At 43.1% G+C, this 17,445-nt stretch carries 11 protein-coding genes and 1 pseudogene; 9 read left to right on the top strand and 3 right to left on the bottom strand.

From position 1 onward, the window contains the following. Positions 1 to 70: 70 nt before the first annotated feature. From IAQ59_RS22380 to IAQ59_RS13940, 9 genes and pseudogenes are all read left to right on the top strand, one after another. A pseudogene (locus IAQ59_RS22380) lies at positions 71 to 184 on the top strand (helix-turn-helix domain-containing protein); the annotation flags it as partial. Beyond that, complete coding sequence (locus IAQ59_RS13975; RefSeq protein WP_209331441.1) at positions 181 to 1,170, top strand: FAD:protein FMN transferase; 990 nt, start codon at positions 181 to 183, stop codon at positions 1,168 to 1,170. The pseudogene IAQ59_RS22380 and the gene IAQ59_RS13975, both read left to right, overlap by 4 nt. Positions 1,171 to 1,493: 323 nt before the next feature. Further along, on the top strand, positions 1,494 to 1,571 hold the full coding sequence (locus IAQ59_RS22780) for a potassium-transporting ATPase subunit F (RefSeq protein WP_209331453.1): 78 nt from the start codon (positions 1,494 to 1,496) through the stop codon (positions 1,569 to 1,571). Between the two features lie 3 nt (positions 1,572 to 1,574). Then, positions 1,575 to 3,272 carry a potassium-transporting ATPase subunit KdpA gene (kdpA, locus tag IAQ59_RS13965; protein ID WP_209331440.1) on the top strand — a complete coding sequence of 566 codons (1,698 nt, stop codon included), beginning with the start codon at positions 1,575 to 1,577 and terminating at the stop codon, positions 3,270 to 3,272. An 11-nt stretch (positions 3,273 to 3,283) separates the two neighbouring features. Further along, on the top strand, positions 3,284 to 5,305 hold the full coding sequence (kdpB, locus tag IAQ59_RS13960) for a potassium-transporting ATPase subunit KdpB (RefSeq protein ID WP_209331439.1): 2,022 nt from the start codon (positions 3,284 to 3,286) through the stop codon (positions 5,303 to 5,305). 12 nt (positions 5,306 to 5,317) lie between these two features. After that, positions 5,318 to 5,884 (top strand): potassium-transporting ATPase subunit KdpC, encoded by a 567-nt coding sequence (kdpC, locus tag IAQ59_RS13955; RefSeq protein ID WP_209331438.1) that lies wholly within the window; start codon positions 5,318 to 5,320, stop codon positions 5,882 to 5,884. 22 nt (positions 5,885 to 5,906) lie between these two features. Further along, positions 5,907 to 7,001, top strand: coding sequence for a porin (locus tag IAQ59_RS13950; protein WP_209331437.1), 1,095 nt, complete (start codon positions 5,907 to 5,909; stop codon positions 6,999 to 7,001). A 138-nt stretch (positions 7,002 to 7,139) separates the two neighbouring features. Then, entirely contained in the window at positions 7,140 to 8,333 is a 1,194-nt protein-coding gene (locus IAQ59_RS13945) for a sensor protein KdpD (protein WP_209331436.1), read from the top strand. Positions 8,334 to 8,345: 12 nt separating this feature from the next. Then, positions 8,346 to 10,142 carry an ATP-binding protein gene (locus IAQ59_RS13940; RefSeq protein ID WP_209331435.1) on the top strand — a complete coding sequence of 599 codons (1,797 nt, stop codon included), beginning with the start codon at positions 8,346 to 8,348 and terminating at the stop codon, positions 10,140 to 10,142. 285 nt (positions 10,143 to 10,427) lie between these two features. Here IAQ59_RS13940 and IAQ59_RS13935 read toward each other — a convergent pair whose 3' ends face one another. From IAQ59_RS13935 to IAQ59_RS13925, 3 genes are all read right to left on the bottom strand, one after another. Next, the gene (locus tag IAQ59_RS13935; RefSeq protein ID WP_209331434.1) at positions 10,428 to 15,236 is read right to left on the bottom strand and encodes a RecQ family ATP-dependent DNA helicase; all 4,809 of its coding nucleotides are present in this window, start codon (positions 15,234 to 15,236) and stop codon (positions 10,428 to 10,430) included. Positions 15,237 to 16,276: 1,040 nt separating this feature from the next. Then, positions 16,277 to 16,756 (bottom strand): hypothetical protein, encoded by a 480-nt coding sequence (locus IAQ59_RS13930; RefSeq protein WP_209331433.1) that lies wholly within the window; start codon positions 16,754 to 16,756, stop codon positions 16,277 to 16,279. Beyond that, positions 16,749 to 17,387, bottom strand: a complete 639-nt coding sequence (locus tag IAQ59_RS13925) for an IS1096 element passenger TnpR family protein (protein ID WP_209331432.1) — start codon at positions 17,385 to 17,387, stop codon at positions 16,749 to 16,751. The genes IAQ59_RS13930 and IAQ59_RS13925 overlap by 8 nt, the downstream gene beginning before the upstream one ends. Positions 17,388 to 17,445 lie beyond the last annotated feature (58 nt).

Here is a 17,445-nt window from a genome sequence, read left to right as displayed (position 1 = left end):
TTTTTAGAGGGGTCAATATGACCGGAACAGGGGTCAGTATAGTCCGGAATATCCACCTGCCGAAAGAGCCCAAATTATCAGGGTCCTTAACCATGTTTATGGAAACAAAACACAAGCTGCCAAAGTTTTGGAAATTGGTTTGACTACACTTTACAAAAAATTACATGATTTTGGAATAGAATGAAAAAGGAGCTCTATTGTCCTCTATTTATGGGTATATTGATACTGCTGCTTTTGTTTTTAAATTCTCTGAAAGACCCTGAACATTCATATATTCTTCTAGAAGGGGAAGCTTTAGGTACTTATTATCAAATTCACTATCAAGGAGAAAATAACCTTGCTCCTCAAGTGAAGAGTTTTTTTGAAGATTTTAATCAATCTGCCAATACCTATGTGCCAGATTCTGAAATCTCCATTTTTAATAAAAATGGACTTGTTGATCTTGGACCTAATTCTTTTTTGCCTGAAATGCTGACTTTGTCGCAACTGTACTTAGACAAAACGAATGGAGCCATTGATCCTACTATGATGCCATTAATAAACGCCTGGGGATTCGGTTTTAGTAATAAAGCAACTATGAATCAATTAATGGTAGACTCTCTTTTGACGTTAGTTTCAATTCAAAATGTCGAAATTGAGCAAAACAGATTAATTAGTAAGATTCCAGGAGCTATGTTAGATTTCAGTGCGATGGGTGAAGGGTTTGCTATTGATAAACTTTCTGAAATCCTTATTTCCAATGGTGTGGAAAATTTTAAAGTGGAAATCGGTGGAGAAATGCGCTGTAAAGGTTTAAACCCTACAGGAGAGATTTGGAGAATCGGAATTGAATCACCTTATCCTACAGGCCCCAAGTTGCTGCATATTACATTGTTGGATGACCAAGCGCTAAGCACATCTGGTAACTACAGAAAGTACTACATAGATGAGATGGGAAAAAAAAGAGTTCATATTATTGATCCAAAATCAGGGTATCCTGTCTCACACAATTTGTTAAGTGCAACTATCAAAGCAAAAACAGCACTTGAAGCAGACATTTTTGCAACAGCTTGTATGATTTGGGGGCCTGAAAAGGCTCGATTGTTTATTGAAAACAACAATTCAATTGAAGGTTTTTTGGTGTACGAAGAAAACTCAGAAATGAAAACCTGGACATCCAAAGGTTTATAAACAGAACCTAATTTTTTTTTGACCCCTTCCATTTTGGAAATCGACCCTTCAGAATCCGAAGGGTTTTTATTTTTTAATAAATCGCCTTTTTTACCATAAAATTTTTTAAGTAACTGTATATCAATATTTTAAATTATAAAACCAGAAATTTTTTCAAAACGGGAGCAAGACTTGCCAATGGTTATCCAAAAAAAACTATGAACGGAATTCTTGTCATTGGCATGTTGCTGCTCGGAGTAGCAGTACTGTCCGCAATTTTCAAATCCATTTCTTTCTTCGACGATTTATGAACCTATATCTAACTACTAAAACTTAACTGAATCATGATACTCATTCTTATCACATCGCTCATAGCATGCGGATACTTAACCTATGCGATTATGAAACCTGAAAAATTTTAAACTATGAATACTGAACTGATTGGAGTACTATTCATCTTCCTATTATCTCTGGGATTGGCTTGGCCACTTGGCAGGCACATGGTAAAGGTGTTCAAAGGAGAAAAAGTCTGGTCGGATTTTATGTCTCCTTTAGAAAAGTGGGTTTTCAAAATTGCAGGTGTAGACCCACGGCAAAACCTGGACTGGAAAGAAAACATGAAAGCCCTTGTCGTGATCAATATTGGGTTTTTTATTCTTGCATTCCTATTCTTAGTCCTACAATCCCTGCATCCCTTCTGGAATCCTAATGGTTTTGAAAATTGGGAACCGACCTTGGCATTCAATACTGCGGTAAGCTTTACCACCAATACCAATTTACAGCATTACAGTGGTGAATCAGGAGCCTCTTATTTCACCCAGTTATTGGTGTTTTGTTGGCTACAGTTTGTCAGTGCCGGTACGGGAATAGCGGCTTGTGCTTTGCTTTTCCAAGGTTTGGTCAATAGGTCTTCGGCAGGTTTGGGCAATTTCTTCAACCTTTTGGTAAAGAGCTGCACTAGAATTCTTCTGCCCCTCTCTGTTTTGCTAGCCATTATTCTCGTATTCAACGGAACGCCTGCCAATTTCGAAGGATTGCAGAAAGTCAAAACCTTGGAAGGAGAAACCCAGATGGTAGCAGCAGGACCTGCCGCGCCCATGGTGGCCATCAAGCAGATGGGAACCAATGGAGGTGGATTCTTTGGTCCAAACTCAACCCACCCTTTCGAAAACCCCAACTACCTCACCAATATCGCTGAAAACGTGGCTATTTTATTGATACCCATGGCCTTGGTTTTCGCCTTTGGTTTCTATACCGGCAGAAAAAAGTTGGCACTGGTATTTATCTCGGTGATGTCAGTATTGTTTGTATCCTTTACCGCTATCTCAGTTGTACAGGAATTTGCTGGAAACCCCAATTTCACCAATTTAGGCTTATCTGATCCAACCAATATGGAAGGTAAGGAGGTAAGGTTTGGGCCAGCAGCATCTTCACTTTGGGGCGTATCAACCACTTCGACTTCGAATGGATCGGTCAATTCCATGCACGACAGTCATACTCCGCTTTCAGGCGGAATCTTCTTGCTGGATATGTTTATCAATGCGATTTACGGAGGAGTGGGCGTAGGATTTATCAATTTCTTCGTGTTCGTCATTGTGGCTGTATTCATTGCAGGATTGATGATTGGAAGAACCCCTGAATTCATGGGAAAAAAGATTGAAGCCCGGGAAGTGAAAATCGCTGCTCTAATAGTCATTTTACATCCCTTTTTGATCCTTGCCGGTACGGCTTTATCAAGTTACTTGGCCGCGAAAGATGCCACCCTCTTTGCCGAATGGATCCACAACCCCGGCTATCACGGACTTTCGGAAATGCTCTATGAATTTACATCTGCCTCAGCAAACAATGGTTCCGGGTTTGAAGGACTCAATGATGACACCCCATTCTGGAACATCTTAAATGGTTTGGTGATGTTGCTAGGTAGATTCCTGCCCATCATTGGTCCCTTGGCCATTGTTGGTTCATTGGCTATAAAGAAGACTGTACCAGAATCTGCAGGTAGTCTCAAGCTTGAAACTCCAGCTTTCGGGGCAGTCCTGCTATCCGTGATCCTGATTGTCGCTGCCTTGGCATTTTTCCCTGTCATGGCGCTTGGGCCAATTGCTGAATTCTTTTCCTTCTAAATGAAAAAATCATGAACAAATACACAAATACCATCAATTTTTCAGAAGCCTTCAAATCAGCTTTCGGGAAATTGAAGCCTCAGTACATGATCAAAAATCCGGTTATGTTCACTGTAGAGCTAGGAACATTTATCATGTTGGTAGTTTCCATCGTTTCTTTGGTTTCCCAAAATGACTTTCTGGGTTCCTTTGGATATAATCTTACGATTACTCTCCTTCTTTTCCTGACCGTTGTATTGGGAAATTTTGCTGAAGCCATCGCCGAGGCAAGGGGAAAAGCACAGGCAGATACCCTTAGAAAAACACGGCAGGATACACCTGCCAAACTTCTTCGCAATGAACAGGAAACCATTATCAGTTCTGACCAGCTTCAAAAGGGTGATCTATTCATTTGTGAGGCAGGAGATACAGTACCTGCAGATGGTGAAATTGTGGAAGGATTGGCTTCCATTGATGAATCCGCTATCACTGGTGAATCAGCACCTGTCATCAGAGAGGCAGGTTCAGACCAAAATACCGTTATCGGTGGGACCAGGGTGCTGAGTGATAGAATAGTGGTAAGCGTCAGCTCCAATCCAGGGGAAAGTTTCCTTGACAAAATGATCGCATTGGTAGAAGGCGCCAATAGACAAAAAACTCCCAATGAAATTGCGCTTACCATTTTACTGGCGGCATTCACATTGGTGTTTTTGATCGTCACCGTTACATTGAAGCCCTTTGCTGACTTTCTGAACATCAGCCTTTCTTTGGCTTCACTGATTTCTCTCTTTGTCTGCCTGATCCCTACGACAATCGGAGGCTTGCTTTCTGCAATAGGAATTGCAGGGATGGATAGAGCCTTAAAAGCAAATATCATTGCCAAATCAGGAAAAGCGGTCGAAACTGCTGGCGATATTGATGTCCTCCTTCTGGACAAGACCGGTACCATCACCATCGGGAATAGAAAAGCAACAGCCTTTATTGCAGCTCCAGGAATTACCAAAGATGAATTGGTAAAAGCTGCTGTTTTGGGTTCACTTTCTGACACTACGCCGGAAGGAAAATCTATCATTGAATTGGCTCGAAAAAAAGAAAATCTTGAAATGAAAAATCCAACAGGGGCAACTTTCATCGACTTTTCCGCAGAAACCAGAATGAGCGGGGTAAACCTTTTGGAGGGATCACAAATCAGAAAAGGCGCTTGGGACACCATAAAAAAATGGTCATCCACTTCTCAAAATGGCACATTGGAGGCCTTGGAAAGTGAGGTTAGAAAAATCGCCGAAAAGGGTGGCACTCCTTTGGCTGTTTCGGTGGATAAGAAAGCTATAGGCATAATTCAGTTGGAGGACATCATCAAGCCGGGTATCCAACAACGTTTCGAGCGTCTCCGCAAAATGGGTGTCAAAACAGTCATGGTAACGGGAGACAATCCGCTTACAGCCAGATTCATTGCCGAACTGGCAGGAGTGGATGATTACATCGCGGAAGCCAAACCTGAAGATAAAATGAATTATATCAAGCAGGAGCAGACCGAGGGTAAACTGGTAGCCATGATGGGTGACGGCACCAACGATGCACCTGCTCTTGCACAGGCGGATGTGGGTGTGGCGATGAACTCAGGTACCCAAGCCGCCAAGGAGGCAGCCAATATGGTAGACCTGGATTCTGACCCGACCAAATTGCTGGAAATCGTAGAAATCGGGAAGCAATTACTGATTACCCGTGGAAATATTACCACTTTCTCAATTGCCAATGATGTGGCCAAATATTTCGCTATCGTTCCAGCGCTTTTTGCAGCATCCATCCCGGGTCTTGCGGCTTTGGACCTGATGAATCTGGGAAGTCCCGAATCTGCCATTTTATCAGCGGTAATCTTTAACGCCCTGATAATTCCAGCACTGATCCCTCTGGCCCTTAAAGGCTCAAAATACAGACCAATCGGGGCATCAGCATTGCTTAGTAGAAACCTCCTAATCTATGGCTTAGGAGGTATAATCCTGCCTTTCATAGGGATAAAGGCAATCGATATGGTAGTCTCTTTATTCATTTAAATTAACAAAATCATGATACGTCAAAGCATTACACTCCTTTTGATCACCTTGATCTTATTTGGGGTAATTTATCCGATCACCATTTGGGCAATAGGAAAGTCCATGCCGCACCTGGCTAATGGCAAACCCATAGAGATTAATGGAGAATTAAGGGGATTCGAAAATATCGCCCAGAATTTTACCAGCGAACATTACTTCTGGTCCAGACCCTCTGATGTGGACTATGATGCTTCGGATACTGGTGGATCAAACTATGGCCCGAGCAATGAAGCCTTTTTGGATCAGGTATCAGAGAGGATGGACTATTTATTGAAAACACATCCGAATAAGAATAAAGCTGACATTCCAATAGATTTAGTCACAGCTTCGGGAAGTGGATTAGACCCTTTCATTTCCTTAGCAGCAGCAAGGTTTCAGGCAGAACGGGTTGCAGAAGCCAGAAACCTACCGCTCGATCAAGTGAACAGATTGATTGAGTCCCACACGCAAGGCGCCTTATTGGGAATATTTGGCCCAAAAGACATTGTACATGTATTAAAGCTGAACCTTGCACTCGATGCCATCAATACTGAAAATTAAACCAACTATTCTTATAAAAGTCATGAAAAAATTATTCGCTTTAGGAGTCTCTTTTTTATGTTCGTTTGGGGCTATAGCCCAAGAATCGAACCGACCTATCATTAACATCAGCGGGTTTGCTGATGTGTATTACGGCTACGATTTTAACCGTCCTGTATCTAATGAAAGGCCTGACTTTCTCTTCAACCATACCAGGCACAATGAAGTCAACCTTAACCTTGGATTGGTTCAGATGGATGTGGATGGGGGTTATTACAGGGGAAGCCTTGGATTGATGGTGGGTACCTACGCCCAATACAATCTTGCTGCAGAGCAGGATTTGCTCAAAAATGTGTTTGAAGCTTATGCAGGTATTGCGCTTGATCAGGACAGAAAATTATGGCTGGATGCGGGTATTTTTGCTTCCCATATAGGTTTTGAGTCCGCAATTTCTTCCGAGAATTTCACCTTAACCCGAAGCCTACTGGCTGAGAATTCGCCTTATTTTCTTTCTGGTGCGAAATTAACCTTTACGCCTTCTAGCAAATGGGAATTTGAGGCAGGTGTATTCAATGGTTGGCAAAGAATCCAAAGGTTGCCCGGAAATACAAGTCCTTCTTTCGGTACCAGGATCACCCATACTCCTACGGAGAATTTAACCTTAAATTGGAGTACTTTTGTGGGAAATGATTTTCCACAGGAGGATAAAAGGATGCGGTACTTTAATAACCTTTATGCCCAAATGCAGGTATCTCCAAAAGTAGGTTTGATCCTAGGATTTGACTACGGTATCCAACAGGAAGCTAATTCAGAAGTTATGGCAGGTGAAAATAGACAATTCGACCATTGGTTTTCACCTATAGGGATTTTCAAAGTGGATTTCAACGAAAAATGGCGGATGGCTCTGCGAGGCGAATATTACCAGGATGAAAATGGGGTAATCATCGATGCCCTATCTCCCGATGGTTTCAAAACAACGGGGTTTTCTATAAACTTAGATAGAAAAATCAGTGAGCATATCCTATTTAGAATTGAAGCAAGGCATTTACAAAATGCAACACCGAATTTTATTGAAAACAATGAACTGGTTAGAGGAAATACCCTGCTGATAGGCGGATTATCTATTACGATCCCTTAAAAGTTTGGCCCACTTCCATGATTTTGGAAGTGGGCTATTTAAAAAAATCATGCATTGAATTCATGATTTTATCAAATGGAATTGGAATGGTTGAGTCTATTGCTGCTTCATTTTCCTGATTAAAAAATTGTCATTCTCATGAAAAGTAACCCCAATTATTTTCTGCAATTGATCCAAAAATCAAAAAAAGGTAGATTGAAAATCTACCTGGGCATGATAGCGGGGGTAGGTAAAACTTACCGTATGTTACAGGAAGCACAAGAGTTGCTGAAAGTCGGGGTAGATATTAAAATCGGGTTTATAGAAACACATGGACGACCCGAAACCCAGGCTTTGGTGGCAGGTATTCCTTCTATTCCAATGAAAGAAGTTTTTTACAAAGGGAAAATCCTCAAAGAAATGGACCTGGATGCCATTCTTCAAATCAAACCTTCTATTGTGATTGTAGATGAATTGGCACACACCAATATTCCGGGAAGTAAAAATCTAAAAAGATGGGAAGACGTAAAAGCCTTGATTGATTCGGGGATCCACGTGATCACTGCATTCAATGTCCAACACTTGGAAAGCCTCAATGACAAGGTCAAACAAATCAGCGGGATTGAGGTAAGTGAGAGAATTCCAGACACTTTTCTGAAAAAAGCAGACGAAGTCGTCAACATAGATTTACCTGCCGAAGATTTGATCAAACGCCTGAAAGCTGGAAAAATCTACCAAGGCCGTAAGATCCAGCAGGCACTTGACAATTTCTTCAGGGAAGAAAAAATCTTACAGTTAAGGGAGTTGGCCTTATTGCAAGTAGCCAAATCCCTGGAGCAAAAAATCAATTTTTCCCTACAGGAGAAGCCAAGTGTAGTAGAGCGTTTTATGGCTTGCATCAGTACCAATGAGCTGCTCTCCAAAAAAGTAATACGAAAAACAGCCCGGCTTGCTACCAACTACCAGGCCTCTTGGTTCGTGGTCTATGTCAAAACCCCACAAGAATCAGCAGAGAAAATCAACAGCAGAACACAGACCAAACTGCTTCAAAATTTCAAATTGGCCAATAGCCTGGGAGCGGAGGTTTATATTTTCGAAAGTCATACCACCACAGCGAGGGTACTGCCGGAAGGGCAAAACCTATTTGTGCAGGATAGCTCGCGTACTTTTCAAAGTGCTGAGAAAAAGATTCCTGCTGTATTATTCGAAGCAGCCAATAGGCTTCAAGCCACCAATATTGTCATCGGAAAACCCAATCAGCATATCTGGAGAACCCTAACGGGGAAAAACCACTTTCAGGGACTTGTCAAACTGATTTCTCCCACAGATATAGACCTCATTGTAGTCACCTAAGTCCAAATAACCATGAAATTAAAGACCAAACTCTATCTCTCTTTCGGTTTCCTGTTTTTTTTGATTGTGTTGCTTTCAGGACTGGGAAGTCTATTTGTCAGGCAATTGGCAGATGACTCCAAGGCCATCATACAAGACAATTACCGTACTTTGGATTACATGCAGCAAATCAAAACTTCATTGGACAGGTTAATCCTTGTCATCGGACAAGAGGATCTAAAAAGTCTCAAAGAGAGGGACACAGCTTTGGACCTTTTAGAGGTGAGCATAGAGAATCAGTTGAAAAATATCACAGAGCCGGGGGAAAATAAGCTTTCGGAGGAATTGGCCCAGCAGTTTGAAATTTTAAAGGTTGCCCTCATTGAAGAAAGTCCCACCGCCCTAGGCATCAACAATCAGTTCTTGTTATATCAGATAGTTGCTTTACAGGATTTAAGCTCCAAAATTTATGAACTCAACATCCAAACTTTATTGAGGAAAAACGACACAGCCAATCAAACTGCGGAAAGGGTAATACTTTATATGGCCATCACCGGTGTGACCGGTTCCATCCTCAGTCTGATTTTTATCATAGGATTTCCTGAAGTGATTTTTGACCCCTTGCAAAAATTAAATGAAGGTATTAAAGCCATTGCTGCCAAAAAATATGATCAGGTTTTGGATGAAAAACAGGGGGATGAACTGGGAGAAATAGCAGCTTCCTTCAATCAAATGGCTGTAAAATTAAAAGAATATGAAGCCAGCAGCTACGCACTTCTTTATTCGGAGAAAAAACGGATCGATGCCATTGTCAGTCAGATGCATGAAGGGATAATCGGTATAGATGAAAATCAGCGGATACTTTTTGTAAATGATTTTGCAAAATCAATCTTTAATCTTCATGGAGATCAGATCAATGGGGAGCATATTCAGAGCCTAGCCAAAAAAAACGATTTCATTGCCTCCTTCGCCTCTGATTTTGCTTTGGGAGGGGAAGAAAGCCTCCAACCCAAATCCATCAAAGTAGTTGTATCGGGTTTGGAAAAAACTTTTTCAAGAGAAATCATTCCCATCAATATCCAACAAAAAGAGGTGCGGGTAAATATCGGCTATGTAGTAGTCTTGACAGACATCACGCAATATAGCGAAAGGGATAAAGCCAAGACCCAGTTTATTGCCACCATTTCGCATGAATTAAAAACACCTATATCATCCATAGGACTCGGGCTAAAACTTCTGGAAGATCAGCGCACTGGTACTTTAAATGAAGAACAACAAAAATTAGTCAAAAGTTTACAGGAAGACAAAAACAGGCTTTTATCGATTACAGGAGAATTGTTGGACATCACGCAAGCAGAAACAGGGAACATTACTTTGGAGCAGGAGATATTTAAACCAGAGGAAGTCATTCTAAGTGCTACAGAAGCGCTTCAATTGCCCTTGGAGGAAAAAAATATTCAGTTGAAATTAGAGATTGTGAACAATGATCCTGTTTTAGGCGATCCCAATAAAGTGGTATGGGTGATCGTAAATCTCCTTTCCAACGCCATCCGGTATTCCAGGCAGGGCGGCAGCATTGAAGTTACCTGTTCAGATAAAAATTCCAACCGGATTTGGTTTGAAGTGCAAGACCATGGAAAAGGTATTCCTGAGGCATATCAAAGCCAATTGTTTGAAAAGTATTACAAAGTACCCGGAAGCAAAAGCAGTGGTTCTGGTTTAGGTCTTGCCATCAGTAAAGAATTTATCAAAGCCATGGGAGGCAGTATCGGAGCAAAAAGTGAAGTAGGGAAAGGCTCGAGATTTTGGTTTACCCTGAACAAAGCCTAGGCATTATTTTGGGGCAATTGCTTCCCACAAAACTTGCAAAAAATTGCTTCCTTATCAAAAATCACCTGTTCACAGCTTTTGCATCTCGGGGCTGAGGCAAGTTTTTTTCTACTCCTCACCTGTGTCAACTCTGATGTGACTATCCCTGTAGGCACGGCAATGATTCCGTATCCCATCAACATGAAAATTGAAGTTATCAGTTTTCCTTTTAATTGCAAACTAATTTTTATTATGTTTGTTGCCTAGGCTTGAAATCTTTGATATAGGCTTCACGAAATTGATTCTTTAAGAGACGCTGATACGCTCAAAAATCAACTCGGGCAAAATAACCAATCCCTCCCTGTCTTGCTCCTCATCCTTCCAATAAACCAAATAATTAACCCTAATATGGGCTATGCGGTAGGGTTTTTCGGATTGCACTTCCAGTTCCTTTAAAAAGCTTTTTGCAAATTTCAGCACAGATTGGCCGGCGCCGTCCAAGCACTCTCCTTCTCGCAGGGTGAGTGGGTCCCCGCTGCGTAGCCGTTTGATAATAGGTTGTCTGCGCAAAAAATAGCCCAGCCAAACATCTCTGAACGTAAGCTGCCTGGCCAGTAGCTGGGGAGGAAAGGTAAACTGGTTGTTATGTCTATAGGTCAGGTTTTTTACCGAAAGGCCCGCCAGAAACCGGCCGTTCAAATGAATACTTAGCTGCTGCTTTGCCCGCGTCATCCCCACATAGAGCAATCGGCGAAATTCAGGAGTTAATTCAGGCGTCTTTTCCAACACAATAAATACCCGATCAAACTCCTTGCCCTTTGCTTTGTGGATGGTAGATACAAACACCGTCTCCGTCCGCTGCGGAAAGAAATCCTCCAGCTTGGATTCCCGGATAAAGGTATCCAAATCGGAACGGTACCGGGTCTTCGGATAAATTCGCTCAAAATCCGAAATCATCTGTAGGCAAAGCTCAAATTTCGTGCTTTGTCCAAAATACTCTTTTAGCCTGTCCTTGGCCTGTTTCCAGTTGTCCGAAGGAATGGTAAATACATCATCCGGCAATCGGAGCTGCTCTAAAAAGTAGCGTACTTCATATAAATTGACCAGGTTAAAACCGTCGTTGGATTGAATCAGCTTGGCGGGAATACCCCCTTTAATCAACAACCCTGTTATCTGCATGGCCTCTTCATTGGTGCGTGTCAGTACAGCCACCGTCCCATGGAGTGGGCTGCTTAGCACGTCCTCCACGATGGGAGAAATCAGGGACTGGTCCATATAGGTCGTGATGGAAAGCTTTCCATTCCCCGATTGCTTGGCAATAACCGGAGCTGATTTTAGCCGTTTGGAAAGGGCGGCTACCCATTGGTTCGAAAAAGCCACCAAATTGGCCTTACTTCGATAGTTCTCAGCCATCTCGTATTTGACGGCTTGGTTCTTGGTTAAGAACTCTTCCAAAAAGGCCGCACTGGATCCTCGGAACTCGTAGATATTTTGGTCGTCATCCCCTACGGCTATCACGCGCATTTCCTCGTTTTGGGCCATGAGGGCTTCGATAAGCGCAAATTCCTCGGCATTTATGTCCTGGGCCTCATCGATCACCAATACGGTGCGGGTCACTTCCCTGATTTCCACCTCCCCTCCACTGATTTTTTCGGTCGCCTGCCGGATGATATCCGCCGATGCATCGAGGTTCCCTACTTTTCCCAAGATATCAAAGCAATAGGCATGGAAAGTCTTGATATCTACCCAAAGAGCCGCATTACCGATCAACTCCATCAAGCGCTTTTTAAATTCGGTGGCGGCGGCCCGTGAAAAGGTCAGCATTAAGAGCTGCTCATGCCTCACGTCTTCCATCAGTAGGAGGGAAGCCAACTTGTGTACCAAAACCCTTGTTTTACCACTGCCCGGTCCTGCCGCCACGAGGATATGCTGGGCCCGGTTGTCTTTGATAATCGCCAGCTGGGCAGGCGAAAGCTCACCGAAAAGCTGCTTGAACTTGGCGGGCGTGATATTCTGACGGATCTCCCGCTGTCTGCCGGCACTGAAGTATTTGCGCAGGAAGGACGGGTAATTTAACTGGAAGTAGTCGTCCACAAACTGCAACGCACCTTGGTAATCCTGTATCATGCGCTTGGCATACTCCCCGACTATGTGGATCTGCTGCACTTTGTTTTCGTAGTATTCCCGGAGTTTTTCATAGTCCTCCGTCTTGTACCGCTTTTTGTTATCCTTCTCCAACCGTTCTATGGTCAGGCGGTTATAAATAACCAAAAAGCCTCCCTCGATTTTGATAGCCTCGATTTTGGACAGGAAATAAAGGGTGTCCTCTACATCCGCAATACTGACATCCAACAGAAAAAGTGCCGAATGATTTAGGTAGGCATCTCTGAGTTCCTGCACGGAAAATGCTACCAGAACCTCTCCGTTGGATTCGGATTCCTTCAGCTGTCCGCTTTTCTGGTAAAGATACTCGATGATAAATCTGGAAAGAACGTGGCGTTTTTCCATTTTCTCTCCGAGCAATTCCCTATCTACCAATAGCGCTACTTTCAAGTGGTTTTTGGAAAGCCGGCTGAGTTGGCTCTTCGCCCAGTGCTTGATATTCCAATACGTTATCAGGGTTCTGATGCGGTGGGTGGTAACTTCCTCTCCTAAGGTTGGCGCAGCGGCCTCGTTCAGAGCCTTTAGCGAATGTACGTTGGGTTCGGTCCCGATTTGGGTGAGCAGAAATTTTTCCAGCTTACTATACAGCTCCACCAGCGAAACGGAGCGGTTTATCGGTTCTCCCTGCTTGATAAACGCTGTCAGGTCTTTGGCATCTGCGAGTATCTTTTCCTCACGTAGCAGGTTGATGATGTTGATCACCTCCTCCCGTACGATGCCCAAGTGGTCTGAGATATAATCTACGCGGGACTCTGCAGCCTCCTCTCCGTCCGTAAGCTTGCTTTTGCTGGAAAATAGCTTCTTGATAATCCGGGTACCCGAGGCTTTCTGCTTTTCGTTAAAGCGGGAGGAAGCTTGGATCTTATCAATGGCCTCTTGGGCATTTTTGGAGAGAATACTGTTGGCAAAAATCCGGGGCATATTTTGCCCTCTACGAAGGTATCCAGCATCCTCTAGGGCTGCGATGGCGGTGGTCACCCGGGATTCTATATCCAGGATGCTGTCATCCCAGCCGGCTTTGCGGGCAATTTCCAGGGCAGAGTTGGATGCCGTACTACGAAAGTGGGTCACCTCCTTGATGGCTTTCCACACCTGCTGAATCTCTTTGATGCTCAATTTGGTCTGATTGAGCATGATAAAATGCTTGCTCAAATCCTCTTCATCAAAGAGCACGTAACAGGAAGCTTCGATGGCCTCGTCCCTTCCGGCGCGTCCGGCTTCCTGCACGTAGTTTTCGAGCGAGTCGGAGATCTCGTAATGCACGACAAGGCCCACGTCCTTCTTGTCCACGCCCATCCCAAAGGCGGAGGTAGCCACCATAATCGGTACTTCTCCGGAAACAAACGCATTCTGGTTGGCAGATTTCTCCTGTTTGTCCATCTTGCCGTGGTAGGGCCTGGCTTGAAATCCGTCGGTATTCAGACGCTGTGCCAGATCGTAGGCTTTTCGGGTCCTGGATACATACACGATGGTGGGGCAGTTTTTGGATGAAATCAAGTCCCTAAGCGCGGCATATTTGTCTTCTTCTTCTCTACGCTCAAAGACGCTGTACTGAAGGTTTGTACGGGACACACCCGATCGGAATACAATAAATCGAAGGCCTAGCTTTTCTTTGAAATAATGCTGGATATCTTCGATCACTTTTTGTTTGGCGGTGGCTGTAAAGCAAGAAACAGGAATTCCTTCGGACAACTGTTTCTTTTCCTGAAGCTGCTTGATAAAATCGCCAATATACAAGTAATCTACCCGGAAGTCCTGTCCCCACGCAGAAAAGCAATGCGCCTCATCAATGACAAAGCGACTTATTTTACGCCCCAATAGCAGTCGTTCGATGCTATGCGACCGGAGAGACTCTGGAGAGATATAAAGAAGGGATGCCGAGCCGTCTTCTACCCGTTCAAAGGATTTGGCCCGCTCAATCGGATCCAGCAATCCGTTGATGGCTACTGCTTGGGTAATCCCGCTTGCCTCCAAGTTGTCTACCTGGTCTTTCATCAGGGATTGCAGCGGAGAAATGACGACGGTAAGTCCACGCTCGGTTTCTCCGCTCATCAGGGCAGGTACCTGAAAGGTGATTGATTTGCCACCTCCCGTAGGGAAGATAGCCAGCACAGATTTTTGCATCACAGCCGCCTGCACGGCCGACTCCTGTAGGGGCTCATCTCCGAATTTGCGGTAAGCATCGAATCCAAAGAACTTCTTTAACCCCAGGTGTATGTCCAGTGCTTGAGAACAATAAGCACAACCGGCGAGGCAGGGACGGTTTCTCAATAGCGTAATCACGCGATCTACTTTTGGAAAGGTCCTCAATACCCACGGTGGAGTAATGGACTGGATATCCCCACCATAAATCAGGGCAAGGCAATACGCGATTTCCCGCGGACTCTCTTTGACCAGTTTGGCCAGCGGTGCGGAGGAGCAGATTTTCCCGGTAAAATAGCCGTTGATTAACTCTTCCAGAGAGGTCTGTGAACAGACATATCCAAGATACAAAAAGAAACCTGCAAACCCTTCTTGGTTTTTTAAGAGCAGGTAGTATATCTGCTTCAAGTCCTCTGGCAGCTTTAAAAAAGCAGTACACTCATCCTGAAACAGGTCTTTTGCCTTTTGGGCATCATTCAACGGGTTATTGATGCTTTCGGTTAAGAGTTTATCGTCTTTTAACAGGGCATGATAGGGGCGGTTTGGGAAAAGTAACGGCGAAAGGAATAATGTATCGATTGGCTTGACGTGACCGGGTTTAGCCAGCTGTTGAAGTGCAGCCTGTAAATAGGGTAAATCGTGGTACACCATATTATGCCCACAAAGAAAACGTCTATTGCCAATAAAGTGGAGGAGGCTTGTTGGATTATTGGCGTGGAAGGTACTGCCATCTTCAGCTACCGCACCGATATCCAGCAGCAGGTTTTGCTCTGGGTTGACTTCCGTATCAATACAAACGAATGGATTCACCTAAGGACTTGTAGCAATGTAGTTAGTTTCTATGCCCAAATTACACAAAGAATCACGCATTCGAAGTTATGGGATTGATTTTTTGCGGAAAGGAGCTACAGGATAGTTTGTTGCCAATGTACGCCAATGTGGTGAGATTGGATCCTTCTTGGCAAATGAGGTATAGTTGGGCTAGTTTGGGAACATGAGAATGTCCGTTACCTCTTTGGACTCAAATCAATTTATCCAGCGGTGCCCATAAGATGGCCTTTTCTGCCTCATTGATTTGATTTTTGGTAAAGTTCGAAATAGGTTCCAAAAAACCTACTCCAAGATCCACAAGGGTAAATTTCAATAAATTTTTGCTCGGGTAATACTGTCCACAAGCAAAAACAGGGTCTTTTGTATGGGCATGTAAGTGGATATTTGAAAATACTTCCAAGAAATGATTCATAAGGTGTTCTTCCAATGTAGAAATGACTTTTGAGTAAAAAAGAAAGGTGCGTCGTCTTCTTCGAAATTCTAATGGTATTGTTTGTCAAGAACTTTGAAGGGGACCTCTTGGTGGTGGTTGATGACTTTTTCCTTGCCTATCCAGTGAAAACTGGGTATATTTTGTTAATTTTAAAAAGGTGTAGAAAAAAAAATAGCATAAAAGGGCTGTAGAACAAATGACCAAACCTGCCAGGTCTTCATAGTCTATCAATGAATTGCTGGGTCAAAAAATTCTAACTTGGCCGCTTTACTTAACTTCCTTGCTTGATCGTTGGTTAGCTCAATTTCTGATTCACTCCTATGGATTTCTGCATGCTCTGGTTGACTGAGTAGGGGTTTGGCAACTGGATGTGTGCCAAACCCTCGACATAAAGCTACTGAAATGGAGACTACAACTCTAACCGGAAAACGATTTCTTAATTCCTCGACAACTTCTGAACTTGGCCTGCCTGATCCCGATCAACTGACACACCTCTTGAGTCTTTAAACACTGCCGACGACGGTTTATTAACCTCAAATTTCCACCAGTTTGGAAAGGGCTTTACAGCTCTATACAATATTCATCGTTAGACAGGTACGGCGACAGCATGAAAATCTTTGGTTAGTTCAAAAATTTCTTCTTCTAAAACCTCTCTTTCTTCATTCTTTCCATCAAACTGTATTAGGGTAATTATTTTATCTTCGAAAACCTCAAATTCAAGGTAATCATCTCCTATTTCAAATTCCAATTGAATGCTGTTTCTGCCTGTTGGAAAGATATCAGGTTGAATTTGGAGTTCACGGACTATTGTAAAAACCTTTTGTATTAATGCTTCAGAAAATGTCACAGACCCGTTTCCATTCCAATCTACTGGCAACTGTTTTATAGTGCGCAATGTTTGAAGGTTTTTCAGTAAAGGGTCTTCGTATCTTTTTACAATGTTTTTTGTAAAATGATTTTTAGGGCGAACTTGTCGGTTTTCGACTATAGCCCACCCAATAGAACTTTTACCAAGATCAAGACTAGGTGTCTTAGTGCTCGTGTTTTCGAATAGTAGATTATTCATTTTTCAAAAAGTTTTGTTCAAAGGTTTTAAGATGCTCCCCCAGCCATCTGTGAATTTCTTTGGCATGTTGGTAATCCATGATTATACCATTTTCTACGACCCTAACGAGACTTTGTTCATGATCAACAGGTTTTCTCTCGCTTTCAACTTCACTAAAAACATTCCCTTCTTTAATTTCAAATGTTTGAGAGTTAGGCAAAGCAACTCTTTCCAAATAAAAATTCACTATAAACTCACTTTGTGGCCCAATTCCGCCAAAAGCACCATTAACATATTTTGGGTTATAATCGTCCCCAAAATCATACCAGTACCAGAAGGTTTTGCCATTGGTGTGGGGCATGAATTCACTCAAGGAAATTTCATCGGCCTCATAGATATCGGAAAAGAAATCGCCCCATTCGCCTTCATCGTCCACGCCATACTGCACCCTGACGTCGCACTTCCATTTTTTATCGCTAAACTGGAACAGGTGGCAGTTTTCCCAGCCCATAGCCGTCTGAATAATCAGGTGTAGATCATACATCGTTATATCGTAAGGTATCAATACCTTTCTGTAAACCGGGAACAGCATGTTCTCCAAATCTATTTTGAGCTTAACGGGAATTGGGTTAAGCGAAATCATCTTTGCCATCACGTAGGTTCATTCTGCCCTGAATCAACGCTAAAGGTAGGGAAAAAACGCAAAGAAA

Origin of the sequence: Lunatimonas salinarum (assembly GCF_017811155.1) — a bacterium.
Taxonomy (GTDB): Bacteria; Bacteroidota; Bacteroidia; order Cytophagales; family Cyclobacteriaceae; genus Lunatimonas; species Lunatimonas salinarum.
Note: the sequence above shows the minus strand (reverse complement) of the source record. Positions and strands in the feature narration are given on the sequence as shown.

Coding starts and splice junctions, on each gene's coding strand:
- IAQ59_RS13975 (WP_209331441.1), top strand. CDS start 181: ATGAAAAAGGAGCTCTATTGTCCTCTATTTATGGGTATATTGATACTG.
- IAQ59_RS22780 (WP_209331453.1), top strand. CDS start 1,494: ATGATACTCATTCTTATCACATCGCTCATAGCATGCGGATACTTAACC.
- kdpA (WP_209331440.1), top strand. CDS start 1,575: ATGAATACTGAACTGATTGGAGTACTATTCATCTTCCTATTATCTCTG.
- kdpB (WP_209331439.1), top strand. CDS start 3,284: ATGAACAAATACACAAATACCATCAATTTTTCAGAAGCCTTCAAATCA.
- kdpC (WP_209331438.1), top strand. CDS start 5,318: ATGATACGTCAAAGCATTACACTCCTTTTGATCACCTTGATCTTATTT.
- IAQ59_RS13950 (WP_209331437.1), top strand. CDS start 5,907: ATGAAAAAATTATTCGCTTTAGGAGTCTCTTTTTTATGTTCGTTTGGG.
- IAQ59_RS13945 (WP_209331436.1), top strand. CDS start 7,140: ATGAAAAGTAACCCCAATTATTTTCTGCAATTGATCCAAAAATCAAAA.
- IAQ59_RS13940 (WP_209331435.1), top strand. CDS start 8,346: ATGAAATTAAAGACCAAACTCTATCTCTCTTTCGGTTTCCTGTTTTTT.
- IAQ59_RS13930 (WP_209331433.1), bottom strand. CDS start 16,756: ATGAATAATCTACTATTCGAAAACACGAGCACTAAGACACCTAGTCTT.
- IAQ59_RS13925 (WP_209331432.1), bottom strand. CDS start 17,387: ATGGCAAAGATGATTTCGCTTAACCCAATTCCCGTTAAGCTCAAAATA.